Source organism: Bradyrhizobium sp. HKCCYLRH1034, assembly GCF_051168375.1.
Taxonomy (GTDB): domain Bacteria; phylum Pseudomonadota; class Alphaproteobacteria; order Rhizobiales; family Xanthobacteraceae; genus Bradyrhizobium.
This window is the reverse complement of sequence record NZ_JBNPUW010000003.1, coordinates 170,817-188,854: the sequence shown is the minus strand read 5'-3', so window position 1 is coordinate 188,854 and position 18,038 is coordinate 170,817. Positions and strand designations below refer to the sequence as shown.

14 protein-coding genes are annotated in these 18,038 nt (G+C 65.4%); 5 read left to right on the top strand and 9 right to left on the bottom strand.

What is annotated here, in order from left to right; translation table 11 throughout:
* Position 1: 1 nt before the first annotated feature.
* Entirely contained in the window at positions 2–805 is an 804-nt protein-coding gene (locus tag ACQR0W_RS07950; RefSeq protein ID WP_316170995.1) for a ComF family protein, read from the bottom strand.
* Positions 806–883: 78 nt separating this feature from the next.
* Here ACQR0W_RS07950 and ACQR0W_RS07945 point away from each other — a divergent pair, with 78 nt between their 5' ends.
* On the top strand, positions 884–1,732 hold the full coding sequence (locus ACQR0W_RS07945) for a methyltransferase domain-containing protein (protein ID WP_316170994.1): 849 nt from the start codon (positions 884–886) through the stop codon (positions 1,730–1,732).
* A 159-nt stretch (positions 1,733–1,891) separates the two neighbouring features.
* Here ACQR0W_RS07945 and ACQR0W_RS07940 read toward each other — a convergent pair whose 3' ends face one another.
* Positions 1,892–2,302, bottom strand: a complete 411-nt coding sequence (locus tag ACQR0W_RS07940; protein ID WP_316166260.1) for a (deoxy)nucleoside triphosphate pyrophosphohydrolase — start codon at positions 2,300–2,302, stop codon at positions 1,892–1,894.
* A 180-nt stretch (positions 2,303–2,482) separates the two neighbouring features.
* Between ACQR0W_RS07940 and ACQR0W_RS07935 the strand changes: the two genes are divergently transcribed.
* Positions 2,483–3,832 (top strand): TadE/TadG family type IV pilus assembly protein, encoded by a 1,350-nt coding sequence (locus tag ACQR0W_RS07935; RefSeq protein ID WP_316186612.1) that lies wholly within the window; start codon positions 2,483–2,485, stop codon positions 3,830–3,832.
* A 91-nt stretch (positions 3,833–3,923) separates the two neighbouring features.
* A complete protein-coding gene (locus ACQR0W_RS07930) occupies positions 3,924–4,295 on the top strand; it encodes a hypothetical protein (protein ID WP_315751942.1) in 372 nt (123 codons plus the stop codon).
* Between the two features lie 9 nt (positions 4,296–4,304).
* Here ACQR0W_RS07930 and argJ read toward each other — a convergent pair whose 3' ends face one another.
* Complete coding sequence (argJ, locus tag ACQR0W_RS07925; RefSeq protein ID WP_315715203.1) at positions 4,305–5,546, bottom strand: bifunctional glutamate N-acetyltransferase/amino-acid acetyltransferase ArgJ; 1,242 nt, start codon at positions 5,544–5,546, stop codon at positions 4,305–4,307.
* Between the two features lie 255 nt (positions 5,547–5,801).
* Complete coding sequence (locus tag ACQR0W_RS07920; RefSeq protein ID WP_315715204.1) at positions 5,802–6,716, bottom strand: peptidylprolyl isomerase; 915 nt, start codon at positions 6,714–6,716, stop codon at positions 5,802–5,804.
* A 392-nt stretch (positions 6,717–7,108) separates the two neighbouring features.
* On the opposite strand from ACQR0W_RS07920, the gene secA reads away from it, so the two are divergent.
* Positions 7,109–9,961, top strand: coding sequence for a preprotein translocase subunit SecA (gene secA / locus ACQR0W_RS07915; RefSeq protein WP_315751945.1), 2,853 nt, complete (start codon positions 7,109–7,111; stop codon positions 9,959–9,961).
* Positions 9,962–10,103: 142 nt separating this feature from the next.
* On the opposite strand, the gene ACQR0W_RS07910 is transcribed toward secA, so the two are convergent.
* From ACQR0W_RS07910 to ACQR0W_RS07900, 3 genes are all read right to left on the bottom strand, one after another.
* Entirely contained in the window at positions 10,104–11,228 is a 1,125-nt protein-coding gene (locus tag ACQR0W_RS07910) for a caspase family protein (protein ID WP_316203125.1), read from the bottom strand.
* 199 nt (positions 11,229–11,427) lie between these two features.
* On the bottom strand, positions 11,428–12,561 hold the full coding sequence (locus tag ACQR0W_RS07905; protein WP_315715207.1) for a glycoside hydrolase family 3 N-terminal domain-containing protein: 1,134 nt from the start codon (positions 12,559–12,561) through the stop codon (positions 11,428–11,430).
* A 72-nt stretch (positions 12,562–12,633) separates the two neighbouring features.
* Entirely contained in the window at positions 12,634–13,932 is a 1,299-nt protein-coding gene (locus ACQR0W_RS07900) for a flavin-dependent oxidoreductase (protein WP_316170992.1), read from the bottom strand.
* A 210-nt stretch (positions 13,933–14,142) separates the two neighbouring features.
* Between ACQR0W_RS07900 and ACQR0W_RS07895 the strand changes: the two genes are divergently transcribed.
* Positions 14,143–15,141 carry a glycerophosphodiester phosphodiesterase gene (locus ACQR0W_RS07895; protein WP_316170991.1) on the top strand — a complete coding sequence of 333 codons (999 nt, stop codon included), beginning with the start codon at positions 14,143–14,145 and terminating at the stop codon, positions 15,139–15,141.
* A gap of 57 nt (positions 15,142–15,198) precedes the next feature.
* On the opposite strand, the gene ACQR0W_RS07890 is transcribed toward ACQR0W_RS07895, so the two are convergent.
* Together ACQR0W_RS07890 and ACQR0W_RS07885 are read right to left on the bottom strand one after the other, a co-directional pair.
* Positions 15,199–15,924: an outer membrane protein gene (locus tag ACQR0W_RS07890; protein WP_316170990.1), complete on the bottom strand. Its 726-nt coding sequence runs from the start codon at positions 15,922–15,924 to the stop codon at positions 15,199–15,201.
* Positions 15,925–16,041: 117 nt separating this feature from the next.
* Positions 16,042–17,949, bottom strand: coding sequence for an acyl-CoA synthetase (locus ACQR0W_RS07885; RefSeq protein ID WP_316170989.1), 1,908 nt, complete (start codon positions 17,947–17,949; stop codon positions 16,042–16,044).
* Positions 17,950–18,038 lie beyond the last annotated feature (89 nt).

Sequence of the window (18,038 nt, the reverse complement as noted above, 5' to 3'; positions counted from 1 at the left end):
ATTATATGGGAGCGCGGGGCGCATCGACAACCCGGGCGAAAACCAGCACGCTGACCTCGGCCGCCTTGGCGCGCAGCAGAGCGCGGGCGCAGGCATCCACCGTCGCGCCGGTGGTCAGCACGTCGTCGACGATGACGATGCGGCGCCCCTGCACGTCATGCAGGCGGTCTGAAGATACCTGGAATGCGCCCTGCACATTGCTGGTGCGCTGGGCGCGCGACAACCCGACCTGCTGCTCGGTCGCCCGCACGCGGCGCAGCGCATCACCCTGCATGCGGACGCCGCTGGACCGGGCGACCGCCCGCGCCAGCGCGCCGGACTGGTTGTAGCGGCGGGAAAAGCCGCGCCGCCAATGCAGCGGCACGGGCACCACGAGGTCGGCCTCGGCCAGCAGCTCGCGGCCGGCGCGCGCCATCCAGCGGCCCATGATCGGCGCCAGATCAGTGCGGTCCTGATATTTCAGCTGATGCACCAGCGCGCGGGCGACCTCGTCATAGCGCACGGCGGCGCGGGCGCGGGCATAGGCCGGTGGCGCCGCGATGGCTTCCATCGACAGCAGCTCGGGGCCCGGATCGTAGACGAAGGGGATGCCGAGCTTCGGGCAATACGGCCGCTCGATGAACGACAATTTGCCCCAGCAGGCCGCACACACGCCCTCGCCGTCGACCGGCTCGCGGCAGCAGATGCACAGGGTGGGAAGCGCGACGTCGAGTGCGAGCTTCGCAACGCGCGCGAGACTGCCATGCAGCGCGCCCACGGCTGCACGAAGTCGTCCGACGCTGATTGGAGCAAACGTCACACCCATGTGTTGAGGCTAGCGCCGCAACCCACGCGGCTCAAGCGGTGCATTGCCCGGCCACCAGGATCGGCGTAACCAGCCCCCATGACTCAGCCCGTCACCGCTCCCGTTCTGTTCGATCGCAGCTTGCTCGCGCTCAGGCTGCGGCGGGCTGCGCGCGCGCCCGAGACCTTCCTGCTGGAGCGCGTCGCCGAAGATATCGCGGATCGCCTTGCCGCGGTGAACCGGTCCTTCACCGCGGCTGCCGACGTCTGGACGCCGGCCGCCGGCTTGAAGCCGTATCTTTCGGGACGCCTCTCGCAGCTCGCGCATATCGCCGCGCCCGCCACCGCGGACGAGCGGCTGCCGTTGGCCGCGCAATCGCTCGATCTCGCGCTGTCGGCGCTGGCGTTTCAATTCGTCAACGATCTGCCCGGACTGCTGGTGCAGATTCGCCGGGCCTTGCGGCCCGATGGTCTGCTGCTGGCGGCGCTGATCGGCGGCGATACGCTGACCGAGCTCCGGCAGAGCTTCGCGGCGGCCGAAGCCGAATGCGAGGGCGGCGTCTCGCCGCGTGTCGCGCCGTTCGCCGATCTGCGCGACATCGGCGGTCTGCTGCAGCGTGCCGGCTTCGCGCTACCCGTCACCGACGTCGACCGCGTCGTGGTCCGCTATGCCAGCGCGCTCGGCCTGATGCAGGATCTCCGCCGCATGGGCGCGACCAACAGCCTGGTCGAGCGCCGTCGCACGCCGACGCGCCGCGCCACCCTGCTGCGCATGGCCGAGATCTATGCCGAGCGCTTCGCCGATCCCGACGGCCGCATCCGCGCCACCTTCGACATCATCTGGATCTCCGGCTGGGCCCCGCACGAGAGCCAGCAGAAGCCGCTGAAGCCGGGCTCGGCGACGACGAGCCTCGAGGCGGCAGTGAAGCGGAGCCCGCGCGAGGAATAAAACCGCTCGTCATCGCCGGGCTTGACCCGGCGATCCATCCCTCTCGAAGAGTCCGAAATGTAGATGGATGCGCGGGCCTTCGCCGCGCCGAAGGGGCTACGGCCCCGCAGGCGGGTCAAGCCCGCGCATGACGAGTGAGCGTGAGGCTATCGCGGCGCCTCACATCAACAGATCGATCAGATGCGGCAGCAGCGGAATGTCCGCCGGGGGCATCGGGTAGTCGCGCAGCTTGTTCGGCCGCACCCAGGCCAGTTGCTGTCCCTCGCGCGCGGTGACCACGCCTTCCCAGCGCCGGCAGATGTAGAGCGGCATCAACAGATGGAACGTCTCATAGCCGTGGCTGGCAAACGTCAGCGGCGCGAGACAGGCCTCGCGCACGATGATGCCGAGCTCCTCGTCGAGCTCGCGGATCAGGCTGGCTTCGGGGCGCTCGCCGGGCTCGAGCTTGCCGCCGGGAAACTCCCAGAGTCCCGCGAGCGTCTTGCCGGGCGGCCGCTGCGCCAGCAGCACACGATTGTCGGCGTCGACGAGCGCGCAGGCGACCACGAGCGTGAGTTTCAGGTCGGGCATGGTCCGATCGGTTTGAGAGGGATGCGCCGGTACGAGAACCAAGTGCGCCTGTTGAGGGAATCTTAACCTAGGCCGTTTCGAGCCCGGTTTCCACGGTCGAAATAAGCCAACCTTAATGGCCGGCCGCGTATTTTCACGGGTGAACGCCATGGCCTCCTCATGGTTTGTTAGGCATCATTCATGCGAATTTTATCCAGCCTGCTCGGCCGCCTGCGGCGCGACGTCAGCGGCAACGTCGCGGTGACGTTCGCGATCGTCTGCGTCCCGCTGATCACCGCGGTCGGCTGCGGCGTCGACTACAGCCGCGCCAACCAGATGCGCGCCAAACTGCAGGCGGCGGTCGACGCCGCCTCGGTCGGCGCGGTGTCCCGGACCTCGCCGGCCTTCATCGCCGCAGGCACGATGACCTCGGACGGCGTGATCGCCGCCGGCAATGACGACGCGGCGAAGATCTTCAACGGCAACATGTCGGGCACCTCAGGCTATACGCTGACCAGCCTGACGCCGGAGGTGAAGAAGGCCGGCTCGGTGCTGAGCGCCACCGTGTCGTTCACGGCCACCGTGCCGATGATGTTCATGAACATCGTCGGGTTCAAGACCATGACCCTGCAGGGCTCGTCGACGGCCAAGGCCTCGATGCCGAAATACATCGACTTCTACCTGCTGCTCGACAACTCGCCGTCGATGGGCGTGGCGGCGACGCCGGCGGACGTGACCAAGATGGTCAATGCGACATCGGACTCAAGATACGGCAGCAACCGCTATTGCGCCTTTGCCTGCCACGACTACAACGATTCGAACAACTTCTATAACCTCGCAAAGAGCATCGGCGTCACCACCCGGATCGACGTGCTGCGCAGCGCCACCCAGCAGCTGATGGACAAGGCGCAGCAGACCCAGACCTATCCGAACCAGTTCCGCATGGCGATCTATGATTTCGGTGCGGCGTCGAAGACGATCGGGTTGCGGTCGCTGTTCTCGCTCTCGTCGAGCCTCTCCAGCGCCAAGAGTGCCGCCGGGAACATCGACCTGATGGGCGTGTATGGCAACAACGATTCCTATACGGCAGACAAGGATACGCCGTTCACCAGCGTGTTGCCGGCGATCAACAACGAGATTGCGACACCGGGCGACGGCACGTCGGGTTCGCCGCTGAAATACCTGTTCTTCGTCTCCGATGGCGTCGCCGACGAGAGCAATGCCGCGTGCCTGAAGCCCAAGGCCGGCGGCAACCGCTGCCAGTCGCCGATCAATCCGGCGCTGTGCACGGCGCTGAAGAGCCGCGGCATCAAGATCGCCGTGCTCTACACGACCTACCTGCAGCTGCCGACGAACAACTGGTACATGAACTGGATCGATCCGTTCAACAAGGGGCCGTTCGGCCCCTCGCCGAACAGCGAGATTGCGCAGAACATGCAGGCGTGCGCGTCCGATGGGTTCTATTTCGAGGTGTCGCCGACCCAGGGCATCTCGGATGCGATGCAGAAATTGTTCGACAGGGCGGTCGCCGACGCACGGATCGCGGGTTGAGTTGGCGCGGATTGCAATCAAAAATGGCGTTGATCGCCGTCACGACCTGAGGTGAAATCCCATCGGGTGCTCGACCCGATGGGAGGTTCGCGTGATCAAGGCTGCTGCGCTGGCATGTGTGCTGACTGTGGCGTTCTCGGCGGGGGCTTCGGCCGCCAATTGCATCGTACCGCCGTTCTCGACGCTGGAAAACCAGACGGCTCAAGGGCACATGTACGCTAAAACCGGCAAGCGCTGCAGCATCGCAGTCCTGCACTCGCGCGGACCGATTTTCGGCGTCCGCGTGCTGTCTGCTGCGAGCCACGGCGTGGTCTCCGTGCAGGGGGCGCAGGTCGTGTACGTCTCGAAGCCGGGCTTCGTCGGCGAAGACCACTTTGCCTACGTCCGGCACGGGGCCGATATGCTCAATCGGCCGGTGACCAAGGGCGTCGAGGTCACCGTCCATGTCAGCCAGCAGCTCTGATCCCGGCGGCTACGAGCGGTAGTCGCCGTTGATCGCGACATACTCCTTGGTCAGGTCGCAGGTCAGCACGCGGTCGCGGCCCTTGCCGAGGCCGAGCGCCACCTTGATCTGCACCTTCTGCGCCTTCATCGCCTCGGAGACTTCCGTCTCGTCATAGGACGGATCGCGCGCGCCCTTCGATGCGACGCGGATGCCGTTGAAGGAGATCGAGAGCTTGTCGCGGTCGGCCGGCTCGCCGGCCTTGCCGACGGCCATCACGACGCGGCCCCAATTGGCGTCCTCGCCGGCGATCGCGGTCTTGACCAGCGGCGAGTTGGCGATCGACATCGCGATTCTGCGCGCCGACGGCTTGCTCTTGGCGCCCTCGACGATGATCTCGACCAGCTTGCGGGCGCCCTCGCCGTCGCGCGCGACCTGCTCGGCGAGGTCGGCCAGCACGGCATTGAACGCCTTCACGAACGCTTTCGCGCGCGGATCGCTGGCGCGGCTGATCTTCGGTGCGCCCTTCGCCGCGGCGGCCCCGGTGGCGAAGGCGAGCAGCGTGTCGGATGTCGAGGTGTCGCCGTCGATCGTCACCGCGTTGAAGGTGTCCTCGACGCCGGCCTTGAGCAGGGCCTGCAGCGCGGGGGCCGAAATCGGCGCATCGGTGAAGATGAACGACAACATCGTCGCCATGTCGGGCGCGATCATGCCGGCGCCCTTGGCCATGCCGTTGATCGTCACCTTGGCCTTTCCGAGCTTGACGGTGGCGGTGGCGACCTTGGGGAAGGTGTCGGTGGTCATGATGGCGCGCGCTGCGCCCATCCAGTCCTCAGGGGCCGCGGTGCCCGCCAACCCTTCGAGCACGCCGTCGAACTTGGTCGCATCCAGCGGCTCGCCGATCACGCCGGTCGAGGCGAGGAAGATCTCGTCCTGCTTGCAGCCGACCGCCTTGGCGGCGATCGCCGCCGTCAGGGCCGTCGACTGCTTGCCGGTCTTGCCGGTGAAGGCGTTGGCGTTGCCGGAGTTGACCACCAGCGCGCGCGCCTTGCCGCCCTTCAGCTTGGCCCGGCACCATTCGACCGGCGCCGACGGGCATTTCGACAGGGTGAACACGCCGGCCACGGTGGTGCCGGGATCGAGCAGCGCCAGCAGCACGTCGGTGCGGTTCTTGTAGCGGATGCCGGCCGCCGCAGTCGCGAGCTTGACGCCCGCAACGGCGGGCATGTCGGGGACATCGGTGGGGGCGAGCGGGGAGACGGCTGAGGACATCGGAGAGGCTTCCGGCAGGAATGAGCGGGAAGCGCTCTGTATCATCTCGGTCGTCGTTGTGGGAGTGGATGTCACTGCACCCACTGCTGTCATCCCGGCGAACGCCGGGATCCATAACCACAGGGTCCAGTTGGGAGCCCCGGTATCGGCCGCGTGCCTGTTTCAAACATCACGCGGTATGGGTCCCGGCTTTCGCCGGGACGACACCATTTATGACGCGACCATGTCCCGTCTCAAGCCAAGTAGCCGAGCCGCTTACTTCTTCGCCGGCTCGGCCGGCTTCGCGTCGGCCGGCTTCGCGTCCGCCGGCTTGGCGGCGTCGGCGGCCGGCTTGTCCAGGCGCTCGATCTTGGCGGCCTCGCGCAGCTTGCCGACGTAGTCGGCCTGGGCCTTGCGGGTGACGTAGGTCTCGATCTGGCCCTTGACCTGGTCGAACTCCGGCGGCTTGCGGCTGCGCTTTTCCTCGACCTTGATGACGTGCCAGCCGAACTGGGTCTTCACCGGATCGGAGATCTTGCCCGGCTCCAGCGAGAAGGCGACGTTGGCGAATTCCGGCACCATCTGCTCCTTGGTAAAGAAGCCGAGGTCGCCGCCGTCCGAGGCGCCGGGATCCTTGGACTTCTTCTTGGCGAGTTCGGCGAAATCGGCGCCCTTGGCGAGCTCGGCCTTGACGGCCTTGGCGTCGTCCTCGGTCTCCACCAGAATATGGCGGGCGTGGACCTCCTGCTCGCCACCGATCTGCTTGGCGGCCTCCTCATAGACCTTCTTCATCGCGTCCGGCGTGGTCGCGGCCTTGCCCTCGCTGGCCAGCAGGCTGTCCATCAGCAGCCGGTTGCGGGTGAAGGCGAGGCGCTTCTTGAACTCCTCGCTGTCGGCGACCTTCTTGTCCTCGGCCGCCTTGGCGACCAGCTTCATGTCGATCAGGAACGACAGCACGTTCTCGTCCTTGGTCGCCGGATCCATCTGCGCGAGGCTCTGTCCGAGCTCCTCCTCGGCGAGCGTCACGTCGCTCTTGCGGATCTCGGCGCCGTTCACCTTGGCCAGCACCGGGTTGGCATCGTCGGCGGCGCGTGCGGGCGCGGCAAGCAGGGACAACGCGAGACTTCCGGCGAGAGCGGTGGCAAGGCCGAGGCGCAGGCCGGTTTTCGTAACCGGGAACGACGTGGTCATGGAAAATCCTTGTTGAGAAGAGGGGGCTCGAGGGGGAGGCCTCAGGGCGGCCGGGACACTCGCCCAATCGCCGTGCCTTGGCAACGCGAAAAGTCTGTCAATTTCGTGAAATCGGCGACAGGTTGGCAACGACGGCCCCGCTGTCGGGCGCCGTTGACAACGTTCCCCCCCAGCCATATCTCTGCCCGGTCGCTTCAAGGGCGATGGCGCTTATTTTGCTGCGTTTTTGGCCGTTGAACCCTGGTTTGCCTGTCTCCCACTCATCTGGCGGACGCCGCCCGGCGCCGAAGGTCGAGGCTGGCGCGGGTGCTGCGGTGCATCACGTCGGGAACAGCAAACCCAAACCATGAGTTACGGCTGCAACGCAGACCCATAGAGGCAGGATTTCAGCAATGATCGGCGCGCTCGCCCGTAAGCTATTCGGCTCCGCCAACGACCGTCGCGTCAAGGGTTACCAGTCCCGTGTCAATGCCATCAATGCGCTGGAGCCGGAGCTCGCCAAGCTGACCGACGAGCAGCTCAAGGCTCGCACCGAGGAGTTCAAGAAGCAGCTCGCCGACGGCAAGACGCTCGACGACATCCTGGTCCCGGCCTTCGCCACCGTCCGCGAGGCCTCCAAGCGCACCCTCGGCCAGCGCCATTTCGACGTCCAGCTGATCGGCGGCATGGTGCTGCACGAGGGCGACATCGCCGAGATGAAGACCGGCGAAGGCAAGACGCTGGTGGCGACCCTCGCGGTCTACCTCAACGCGCTCGCCGGCAAGGGCGTCCACGTCGTGACGGTGAACGACTACCTCGCCCGCCGCGACGCCGGCTGGATGAGCCAGATCTACGGCTTCCTCGGCCTGACCACGGGTGTGATCGTGCACGGCCTCGACGATGCCGAGCGCAAGGCGGCCTATGCCTGCGACATCACCTACGGCACCAACAACGAATACGGCTTCGACTATCTGCGCGACAACATGAAGTACCGGCTGGAGGACATGGTCCAGCGCGGGCACTTCTTCGCCATCGTCGACGAGGTGGACTCCATTCTCATCGATGAAGCGCGCACGCCGCTGATCATCTCCGGCCCGCTCGACGATCGCTCGGAGTTCTACAACACCATCGACACCTTCGTGCCGAAGCTCGACAAGACCGACTACGAGGTCGACGAGAAGCAGCGCACGGTGACGCTCACCGAAGCCGGCATGGAGAAGATCGAGACCCTGCTGCGCGATGCCGGCCAACTCAAGGGCGAGTCGCTCTACGACGTCGAGAACGTCTCCGTCGTGCACCACATCAACCAGGCGCTGCGCGCGCACACGCTGTTCACCCGCGACAAGGACTACATCGTCCGCGACGGCGAGGTCGTGATCATCGACGAATTCACCGGCCGCATGATGCCGGGCCGGCGCTATTCGGAAGGCCTGCACCAGGCGCTCGAGGCCAAGGAGCACCAGCCGGTGCAGCCCGAGAACCAGACGCTGGCCTCGATCACCTTCCAGAACTACTTCCGGATGTACGAGAAGCTCGCCGGCATGACCGGCACGGCGGCCACCGAGGCCGACGAGCTGTTCGACATCTACAAGCTCGAGGTGCTGGAGATCCCGACCAACCTGCCGGTCGCGCGTCTCGACGAGGACGACGAGGTCTATCGCACCCAGCAGGAGAAATACGCCGCGATCCTCGCCGAGATCGAGCGGGCGAATTCGCGCCTGCAGCCGGTGCTGGTCGGCACCGCCTCGATCGAGAAGTCCGAGGTGCTGGCCGCCTATCTCAAGCAGCATGGCTACAAGCAGATCGATTTCGGCAGCGAGCGCGCGCTCGACAAGCTCTATGCGGCGGCCCGCGCCGGCAAGCCCGCGAAACTGTTCGCGGTGCTCAATGCGCGCTTCCACGAGCAGGAAGCCTATATCGTGGCCGAAGCCGGCGTGCCCGGCGCGATCACGATCGCGACCAACATGGCCGGCCGCGGCACCGACATCAAGCTCGGCGGCTCGCTCGAGATGCGCCTGCAGCAGGAGACCGCCGGGATCACCGACGAGGCCGAGAAGGCCGCCAAGATCGAACAGATCAAGGCCGACATCGCCCGCTTCCGCGAGATCGTGCTGAAGGCCGAGGAGACGGTCGAGATCGAGCCCGCCAAGGGCTCCAAGCCGGCCAAGACCGTGACCAAGCCCGGCGGCCTCTACATCATCGGCTCCGAGCGCCACGAATCCCGCCGCATCGACAACCAGCTGCGCGGCCGCTCCGGCCGTCAGGGCGACCCCGGCCGGTCGAAATTCTTCCTGTCGCTGGAAGACGACCTGATGCGCATCTTCGGCTCCGACCGGCTTGACAGCATGCTGACCCGGCTCGGCCTGAAGGAAGGCGAGGCCATCATCCATCCCTGGATCAACAAGGCGCTGGAGAAGGCGCAGCAGAAGGTCGAGGCGCGCAACTTCGACATCCGCAAGAACCTCCTGAAGTTCGACAACGTCCAGAACGACCAGCGCAAGGTGATCTTCGACCAGCGCGTCGAGCTGATGCAGGACGAGAGCGTGGTCGAGACGATCACCGACATGCGTCACGCCTTCATCGACGATCTCGTCGCCAAGCACGTTCCCGAGCACGCCTATGCCGAGCAGTGGGACGTCGCCGGCCTGAAAGAAGAGCTGAAGCGCGTGCTCGACATCGACCTGCCGGTCGACGAATGGGCGAAGGAAGAGGGCATCGCCGACGAGGAGTTGCTCAAGCGCATCGAGACCCACGCCGACGAGCGCATGGCCGCCAAGGTCGCGCAATGGGGCCCCGACGTGATGCGCTACGTCGAGAAGACCATCCTGCTGCAGACGCTCGACCACCTCTGGCGCGAGCACCTGGTGATGCTCGACCATTTGCGCCAGGTCATCGGCCTGCGCGGCTACGGCCAGCGCGATCCGCTGCAGGAGTACAAGTCGGAAGCCTTCACGCTGTTCGAGGCGATGATCGCGCATCTGCGCGAGGCCGTCACCGCGCAGCTGATGCGGGTCGAGATCGTGCCACCGGAGGAGCAGCAGCCGGTGCTGCCGCCGATGCAGGCGCACCACGCCGATCCCAGCACCGGCGAGGACGAGATGGCCTTCGCCAACGTGTCACTCGTGCCCTCTTCGGGCGCCGCCCCGGTCCCGGCCGAAGCGCGCAACCCGAACGATCCCTCGACCTGGGGCAAGATTGGCCGCAACGAGGACTGCCCCTGCGGCTCCGGCAAGAAGTACAAGCACTGCCACGGCCGCTACGCGTAAGCGCGGGCCGGGCAGTAACATTCGACGTGCTCGCGTGAAAGGAGCGAAGCGACGGATGGGTGGAAAGACCCGAATGTCGCTCCGCCGATCGAGCTAGATTTAAGAGCCGTCGAGTTCCGAAACTGCCCTTGATTCAGTCAGTTCATTTGGCAACAAAGAAATAGTCTTCGTTACCTGAGAGCGAGCCATAAGAGAACGGCTGTTGCCGGCGATTGGTCGCTAGGAGCACATCGTCTCGCACGAGATCAAACAAGCGACGGACCTCAAGACCGGCGACTTTCAGCCGGCTTGCGAGCGCTATCGCAAACGGGCTGTTGGAGCCATCTCCGTCGAGGGCAGTCTCTCCGTGCTTTGCCGAAAATATAACTAGCGATCCCGGCTCCGGCTCGACGGCAGCCAAGCCGCGCCCTAACGAGCGGGTGGCGATGGTCCGTTTCATCTGACTCAGAAACGGATTGCTGCGACAGGCATCCATGATCACCATGCGCAGCTTCCTTGCACCGTCCGCAGCAGAGATTGCCAAGGAGAGTGGAACGGTCTCAAAATCTACATCTCTGTCAGATTCGAGGTGAGCGTCGACGGGGATCATGTAGTCGGCGCCACCCACTTCGATGCCATGTCCCGAGTAGTAGATGACCGACCAGTCGGCCTCCGAAGACTTCTTCGAGAACTCCAACAACAACTTGTGTAAAGCATCGCGCGACAGGTTCTTTCCTGCGATTACCTCGTCAAACCCGATAGACTTCAGCGTTTGTGAAATGAGGTCCGTGTCTCTCACAGGATTTGGAAGCTCCGGAACGGAACTGTATTTCGAGTTGCCGATCACGAGGGCAACCCGACGGCTGGGTTTAGACCAAATAGGTAGAGAGGCGCCACCGGAAGGCCTCGTAGAGGTTTCAGAAGAAGAAGGTTGATTTAACTTTTCTGCTGTCTGAGCTGAAAGAATTCTCAGCTCTTCGGTGGCTTCTGAGCTGCTCGGTTCAATAGCGAGAGCTATTTGGTATTCCGCTCTGGCTCGATCGAGCTCACCGAGCCCAGCGAGTGATCGGGCCAGATTTAGATGGGACCAAAAGAACCGAGGCTTTAGCTCGATAGCCTTCCTCGCGGCGTTGGCAGCTTCCCCAAAATTCTTCAATCCCAGGAAAGCCGAGGACAGATTGTTGTAGGAGTACGAATAGTTCGGTCGAAGCGATATGCTTGCCCTGCAGTCTGCAACGGCCAGTTCATACAGTCCCTTGACGTGGTATGCCCAGCAGCGCCCGTCCAAAGCGTCGGCAAGCCGAGACTTAGGACTTCTACCTTGAGAGACTACTTCGCTGCAGCCGGATATCCGCTGGTCGGCATCCGACGATTGGCAGCGTTTCCAAGCATCGCTCTCGATAGGCCGCGCATGTACTGAGCATACAGCGGCCGACCACGCACATACCGCTAAGCAGATCAACAAAAATCTGGCGCTTAGACACAAGTTAATGACTCCCCCCGCTTCGATCTCGCTGGATGCTCATCGCCTTTAGTCCACGAACACGGGCATACGACCGTTTGACCAGATCCAACGGGAGCTCACGTGAGCAAGCGGCTGCTGTCAACGCGCTGTTGATCTCGCGGCCGACGTCGGACGTCTGGTCCTCGTCGCTCAGCTTGGTGAACATGATGATATCGGCGCCTGCCTTGACGGCATCGATGGCGGCGGTGGCCGGCGGCTTGGCGTCGAGAATGGCCTTCATGGCGAGGTCATCCGTCATGACCACGCCGTCATAGCCGAGCTCGCGGCGCAGAAGACGGTCGATCGCGTGCGCGCCATTCTGCGTTGCGACACCGCCCCAGCGGCGGGTATTGGCGAGATGGCCGACCATGATCGCCTCGGCCATCCCCCGCCGAATCAGGCGCCTGTACGGCTTCAGCTCCGCCGATGACCAGGTGGTCGTGACGTCGGCGATGCCGGCGTGGCTGTCGGCGGTGGACGATCCATGCCCCGGGAAATGCTTGAGCACCGTCAGGATGCCCTGCCTTCGGTGCGCCCGGATGAAGGCTGCCGCGTAGCGCGCCACCGTGTCGGCGTCGCGGCCATAGCTGCGTTGCCGCTGACCGATGATCGGGTTCGACGGGTTGGTGTTGAGATCGACCACCGGCGCGAGATTCATGTTGATGTGCAGCGTCGCGAGCTTCTCGGCGAGTGCCGCGTAAGCGCGGCGCGCCGCCGGGACGGAGCCGCGGGCGATCTCCGCGGCCGACGGCGTTTCCGCAAGGCCGACATTCGATCCGAGCCGCTCGACCGTTCCGCCTTCATCGTCGATGGCGATGAACGGAGGAGCCGCGCATTTGCAGGACCGGAGTCGATCGATCATCGCGGCGAGATCATCTGACGTTCCGACATTGCGGCCGAGGATCACGACACCGCCGATCAGCCCCTCCTCGAGATCGGACAGAATCTGCTGAAATCCGGCATCCGATGCCTTGGTCCCGAAGAAGCCGGCCATGATCATCGGGCCCACGAGCCGCGACGTTGCCGCTGTGTTGCGGCAGCCGGCGGCAAGGCCGGCGTGCCCCGAGTGCATCAGGAGTGCGAGGGCGAGGGACAGTCGGCCCAGTCGTCGCAGCATTGCGATCACGCCTCGCGGCTGTGGAGGTGACTCGCTCATATGCACGGGGTCAGATCGCCGCGAAGGCAAATCTCAGGTTGTTGACAGGCTCGCGACCGTCGCCCCCTCGGCAATGGTCCGCGGCGCGGCATTGAGCTGCTCGATGGCAAACCCTGCCGCCTTCTTGTAGCCGGCCATGAACGCGTCGCGCTCGGCCGGTGGGATGACCTCGTCAATATTGGTGAAGGTCCCGCCGCAGCGCTCGTCGACCAGATTGAGCAGGCCGAACGGGCCGGCGCCGCGGTTGCGCAGGATGACAGCCGAAATCGGGCCGCACAGTTTCTCGTCATAGGCGGCGAGCGCCGCCGGCGTCACGCCGTGCGCCAGCAGGCAGGTGCCGAGCACGCGGGCGTCGACGATCGCCTGGCTCGCGCCATTGGAGCCGGTCGGGTACATCGCATGCGCGGCGTCGCCCATCAGCGCGACCGGGCCATCGACCCAGGTCGAGACCGGATCGCGGTCGATCATAGGGTTCTCATAGGCGCCATCGGCGCCGGCGATCAGCGCGGGCACGTCGAGCCAGTCATAGGTCCAGCCGGCGAAGTGATGCGCAAACTCCTGCACCGGGACCTGGCGGAACCAGCCGGTCTGCTTCCAGCCCTCGGTGTTGTCCATCGTCACTTCCGCGATCCAGTTGATCAGCGCCAGCCCCGTCTTCGGGTCGGGATGCGAGATCGGATAGACCACGACGCGATGGCGGTGAGTACCCAGCCCGACGAAGGACGAGCCGGTGCGCATCGGCTTCGCCCAGGTGACGCCGCGCCACATCACTGCGCCGCCCCAATGGATCGGTGGTTGCGTGGGGTGCATCTGCGCGCGCACCGCCGAATGAATGCCGTCGGCGCCGATCAGCAGCCGTCCGCGCTGCTCGGATCGCGAGCCATCGGCGTGCTCGATGCGCGCCGTCACCGTGCCGTCCGCGTTCTTCTCATAGCCGCTGACGCGGCTGCCGAGCCGTACGCAATCAGCGCCAGCCCGCTGCACCAGCCGGCTGTACAGCAGCATGTGCAGCTTGCCGCGGTGAACCGCATATTGCGGCCAATTGTAGCCGGCAAGCAGCCCGCGCGGCTCGGAATAGATGTCGTTGCCGTTCAGCCCGACCAGCGCCCATTCCTTCGCGGGCACGCCGACCTGATCGAGATCGTCGGCGCCAATGCCCAGATCATACAGCTCGCGCACGGCATTGGGCTGCAGGTTGATGCCGACCCCGAGCGGCCGCATCTCGCGCACGCTCTCGTAGACCACGCAGGGCACGCCGATCTGCTGCAGGGTGAGTGCGGTCGCGAGGCCGCCGATGCCGCCGCCGGCGATGATGACAGGAAGGTCGGTCATGGGCATGGGTCCGTCGCGCCTGAACTCGGGAAACAAAGCTCGAAAGGAGGGTCGATAGGGATGCTGGCACGACGCGTGCAGCGCGCGGATCGCCTCCCTCGATCCATCCGTGGCCAGCGTTATCCGCCGGTCTGTGGCAAAGGCCTAATTCAGAAGGCCAGCCGAAACAAGGGGAATGGGCAATCCGCGCCGTCATGGTAGGCTGGTGCCATGCACCGTCCAACTCTCTCCCTCTGTGCGGCCCTGTTGCTGGCCGGTCTGGCGAGTCCCGCGACAGCCTTCGACGTCGAGGCTCATCGCGGCGGGCGGGCACTGCATCCGGAGAACACGCTGCAGGCCTTCGCCGCAGCGCTCGCGTTGGGCGTCGATACGCTGGAGCTCGATGTCGGCGCCACGGCCGACGGCGTGCTGGTCGTCTCGCACGAGCGGCGGCTCAATCCCGATCTCGCCCGCGACGCTTCCGGCAACTACGTCGCGCCGCCCGGACCGCTGCTGATCGACCTGCCGCTGGCCGAGGTGCAGTCCTACGATGTCGGCCGGATTCGCCCCGGCAGCGACTATGCCAGGCAGTTTCCGGAGCAGCAGCCGCTCGCGGGCGACGTGTCGCCGCGCATTCCGCCCCTGAAGCAGGTGTTCGATCTCGTCAGGCGCTCCGGAGACGACCATGTGCGTCTCAACATCGAGACCAAGCTCGATCCGGCGTTTCCCAACGAAGCGCCTGACCCGGCGCGGTTCGTCAGCCTGCTGCTCGGCCTGATCGATGCTGAGCAGTTCGCGGATCGCGTCATGATCCAGTCGTTCGACTGGCGCACCCTGCAGTTGGTACAGCAACGCGCACCTCGGATTCCAACCGTCTATTTGTCACTGCAGCGGGGCAAGGCGCCGACGGTGTCGTTGACCGCGGCCACCCGCTGGACCGCCGGCTTCAATTCTGCCGATCACGGCGGCTCGCTGCCGCGCACGATCAAAGCGGCCGGGGGCAAGGTGTGGTCGCCCTATTTCGCCGACGTCACGCCGGAGTTGGTCGCCGAAGCGCATGCGCTCGGGCTGCAGGTCGTGGTCTGGACCGTGAACAAGCTGGAGGACATGGCGCGGCTGATCGACACCGGCGTCGATGGCATCATTTCCGATCGGCCGGATCTGTTGCGCAAGGCCTTGGCGGAGAAGGGCATCGCCTTGCCCGTCGCATCAGCAACCGGACCAAACTAGCAATGAACGGCGGAGGCCTGTCCGTTGCCTTCAACGCCCGGAGAGGTAGAGCGCGTCTCAGAACCGATAGTTGACGCCGAGGGTCGCGGCGTGAATGCGGTCCTTGACCTCGAAGCCCGTGATGTTGACGACCGGCACCGTGTTGGTCATTACGATGCCGCTTTTGCCGAAATCGTAATAGTTGTACTCGGCATTCACGGACCAGTGCGGGGCAAAGGCCCACTCCACACCTGCGCCCGCCGTCCATCCGGTTCGCATTGAGGTCGTGCTCGGATCGACGGCGACTCCAGACGGAAGGATGAACGGATCCTCGTTGCGCTCGCGCGTCCAGGCCGCGCCGCCGCGGGCATAGACCAGCCAGCGTTCGGCGTAGACATAGCCGAGCCGGGCCGTTGCAGAGCCCAGGAAATCGTTCGTCGTGATGAACTGCGACGGGCGAATCACACCGGTGATGCGATTTCGGACCGTGCCGCCATGGCTGGTTCGCAGGCTGCTCCAGGCAGCGCGGGCCTCGGCGCCGATCACCCAGGCCGGTGCGAACTGATAATCGCAACCGATTTGGCCGCCGCCAACAACGCCGGCCCCGCTGTAGTCTCTGACGGCTCCCAAATCGTTGATCGTGGTGTCGGTGCTGACGACTCCTCCGACGTGACCGCCGATGTAGCAACCGGTCCAGCTGAACCTGACCGGAATTGGAGCTTTGGCCGTGATCGGCAGATCGGCAGCAGCCGCCGCTGCACCGGACAAAGCGATCGCCGTTGAAGTCAGCAGAACCTTGAGCATTCCAAGACACCTCAGCACATTCGCGCTGAGGTGGTAGCACCTGATGGTAGTTCTGTATGTTGTCCGCCAGCAACATGCCGCAAAAATACGGGAACTTTGCTGGCGACTCGGGGCAGCTCACTCCATCACCACCTCGTGCCGGATCACGAACGGCGCGAGCAGCGTATGCACCTCGTTTGCGATCGCCTCGCGGCTTTCCGCCGGCACGTTGCGCAACGTCACCGTGGCGATGCTGCCGTGGCTGCCGTGCGGGCCGACCTTGACGCTGCAATCGATGCCGCGGTCGGTCAGTTGCGACAACACCTTGGCGAACACCCGCGTCGCGGCGTCCCAGCGCAGTTGCGGCTTGAACACCTTGCCGACGCCGGTCACCGGCATCGGATCGATCGGGATGATCTGCACCGGCACCGCGGCGCGCTCCGGAGTGCGGGCGCGCACCCAGTCCTCCAGCTCGCCCGGTTGCACGCTCGCGCCGGGCTTGAGCTGCACATAGCCGATCGGCAGCTCGCCCGCATAGGCGTCGGGCTGACCGACCACCGCGGCGAAGCCCACGGCCGGATGCTGGAACAGGATCTCCTCGATCGGCGCCGGATCGATGTTGTGGCCGCCGCGGATCACGAGGTCCTTGGCGCGGCCAGTGATCCACAGGAAGCCGTCGGCATCGAGCCGGCCGAGATCGCCGGAATTGACCCAATGTCCCTGGACGAAGGCGCCCTTGTTGTGGGCGTCGTCGAGATAGCCGGAGAACACGCCGGGCCCGGCCATGATGACGACGCCGATCTCATCCGTTGCGCAGTCGCGCTCATAGCGCCCGTCGGCATCGAGCTTGACGATCCGCACCTTCGCGTAAGGCAGCGGCAGGCCGACCGAGCCGAGCCGGATCGGCTGGTCCGGATAGGCCATGGTGTGCACGCTCGCGGTCTCGGTCATGCCGTAGACCTCGATCACCGGCAGCTTGAGCTTGTCCATGATCGCCTGCCCCACGGCGACCGGAATCGCCGAGCCGCCGCCCGCGGCATAGCGCAGACTGGAGATGTCGGCGGCGCCTTGCGGCACCGCGAGCGTCGCCGCCAGCACCGTCGGCACGCTCGACAGCGTCTCCGGCTTGAAGCGCTGCACCAGACCCCAGATGTTGCGCACCGCATTCGGATTGCGCCAGCCGGCGCCCGACAGCACGACGAGGGACCCGCCCGCCGACAGCGTCTGCAGCGCCTGGGTCAGCGATCCCCCGACATGGAATAGCGGCATGCCGAACAGCAAGGTGCCGCCGGGCTTGGCCTTCAGGACCAGGTTGATCCCCCAGGCCTGATAGACTTGGTTGCCATGGCTATGGCGCACCAGCTTCGGCGTGCCGGTCGTGCCGCCGGTGTGGAAATAGGCGGCGGTGTCGCTGGCCTTGATCTGCCGGCCGCTGACGAGATGGTCGCTCGGCTGCGCTCCGATCAGGTCATTGAACGCGTGAATGCCGTTGGCGGGGTCCCCGCCGCCGCCATGCACCTGCACGATCGCCTTGAGGTGCTTGAGGCCGCCGCGCACCTTCTCGACCTTCTGCCAGATGTCGGTGCCGGGCAGGGGGCCGAGCGCCACCAGCACCTTGGTCCTGGCGGCATCGAGAATCTCGGCGATCTGGTGCGGCTCGAGCAGCGGATTGACCGGGTTGGCGATGCCGGCGGCCTCGGCGCCGAACAGCGTGACGAAGGCGTCGGGCACCAAAGGCAGCATGAAGCTGACGACGTCGTCGGGGCCGACGCCGAGCGCATGAAACATGTTCGCCGCCTGCGTCACCCGGGCGATGAAGTCGCGATAGGAGATCACGACCGGCGTGTCGGCCGGATCGGCGTTGGGCAGAAACTGGATCGCCGGCGCATCCGGGTTGACCGAGGCGCCGCACTTCAACGCCTCATAGGTGCTCTGCGCGGCGATCCGTTCGCCATACGGCGTCTGCTCGACGGCGCGGATGTCAGCGGTGCTTGCGAATGTCGGATAATCGCTGCCGATGGCGCGATCGAGCAGGTGAATGCCCATGGCCTGTCCTCCCTGTGTCGTGTCCTCGTCCGGTCGATTGCGGCCGGCGACTGCGCGCGGGCTCTATGCGGCCCGTTCGTCGCGATCGT

Excerpts from the sequence above, each read along its gene's own strand:
- ACQR0W_RS07950 (WP_316170995.1), bottom strand. The coding sequence starts at position 805 with ATGGGTGTGACGTTTGCTCCAATCAGCGTCGGACGACTTCGTGCAGCC.
- ACQR0W_RS07945 (WP_316170994.1), top strand. The coding sequence starts at position 884 with ATGACTCAGCCCGTCACCGCTCCCGTTCTGTTCGATCGCAGCTTGCTC.
- ACQR0W_RS07940 (WP_316166260.1), bottom strand. The coding sequence starts at position 2,302 with ATGCCCGACCTGAAACTCACGCTCGTGGTCGCCTGCGCGCTCGTCGAC.
- ACQR0W_RS07935 (WP_316186612.1), top strand. The coding sequence starts at position 2,483 with ATGCGAATTTTATCCAGCCTGCTCGGCCGCCTGCGGCGCGACGTCAGC.
- argJ (WP_315715203.1), bottom strand. The coding sequence starts at position 5,546 with ATGTCCTCAGCCGTCTCCCCGCTCGCCCCCACCGATGTCCCCGACATG.
- ACQR0W_RS07920 (WP_315715204.1), bottom strand. The coding sequence starts at position 6,716 with ATGACCACGTCGTTCCCGGTTACGAAAACCGGCCTGCGCCTCGGCCTT.
- secA (WP_315751945.1), top strand. The coding sequence starts at position 7,109 with ATGATCGGCGCGCTCGCCCGTAAGCTATTCGGCTCCGCCAACGACCGT.
- ACQR0W_RS07905 (WP_315715207.1), bottom strand. The coding sequence starts at position 12,561 with ATGCTGCGACGACTGGGCCGACTGTCCCTCGCCCTCGCACTCCTGATG.
- ACQR0W_RS07900 (WP_316170992.1), bottom strand. The coding sequence starts at position 13,932 with ATGACCGACCTTCCTGTCATCATCGCCGGCGGCGGCATCGGCGGCCTC.
- ACQR0W_RS07895 (WP_316170991.1), top strand. The coding sequence starts at position 14,143 with ATGCACCGTCCAACTCTCTCCCTCTGTGCGGCCCTGTTGCTGGCCGGT.
- ACQR0W_RS07890 (WP_316170990.1), bottom strand. The coding sequence starts at position 15,924 with ATGCTCAAGGTTCTGCTGACTTCAACGGCGATCGCTTTGTCCGGTGCA.
- ACQR0W_RS07885 (WP_316170989.1), bottom strand. The coding sequence starts at position 17,949 with ATGGGCATTCACCTGCTCGATCGCGCCATCGGCAGCGATTATCCGACA.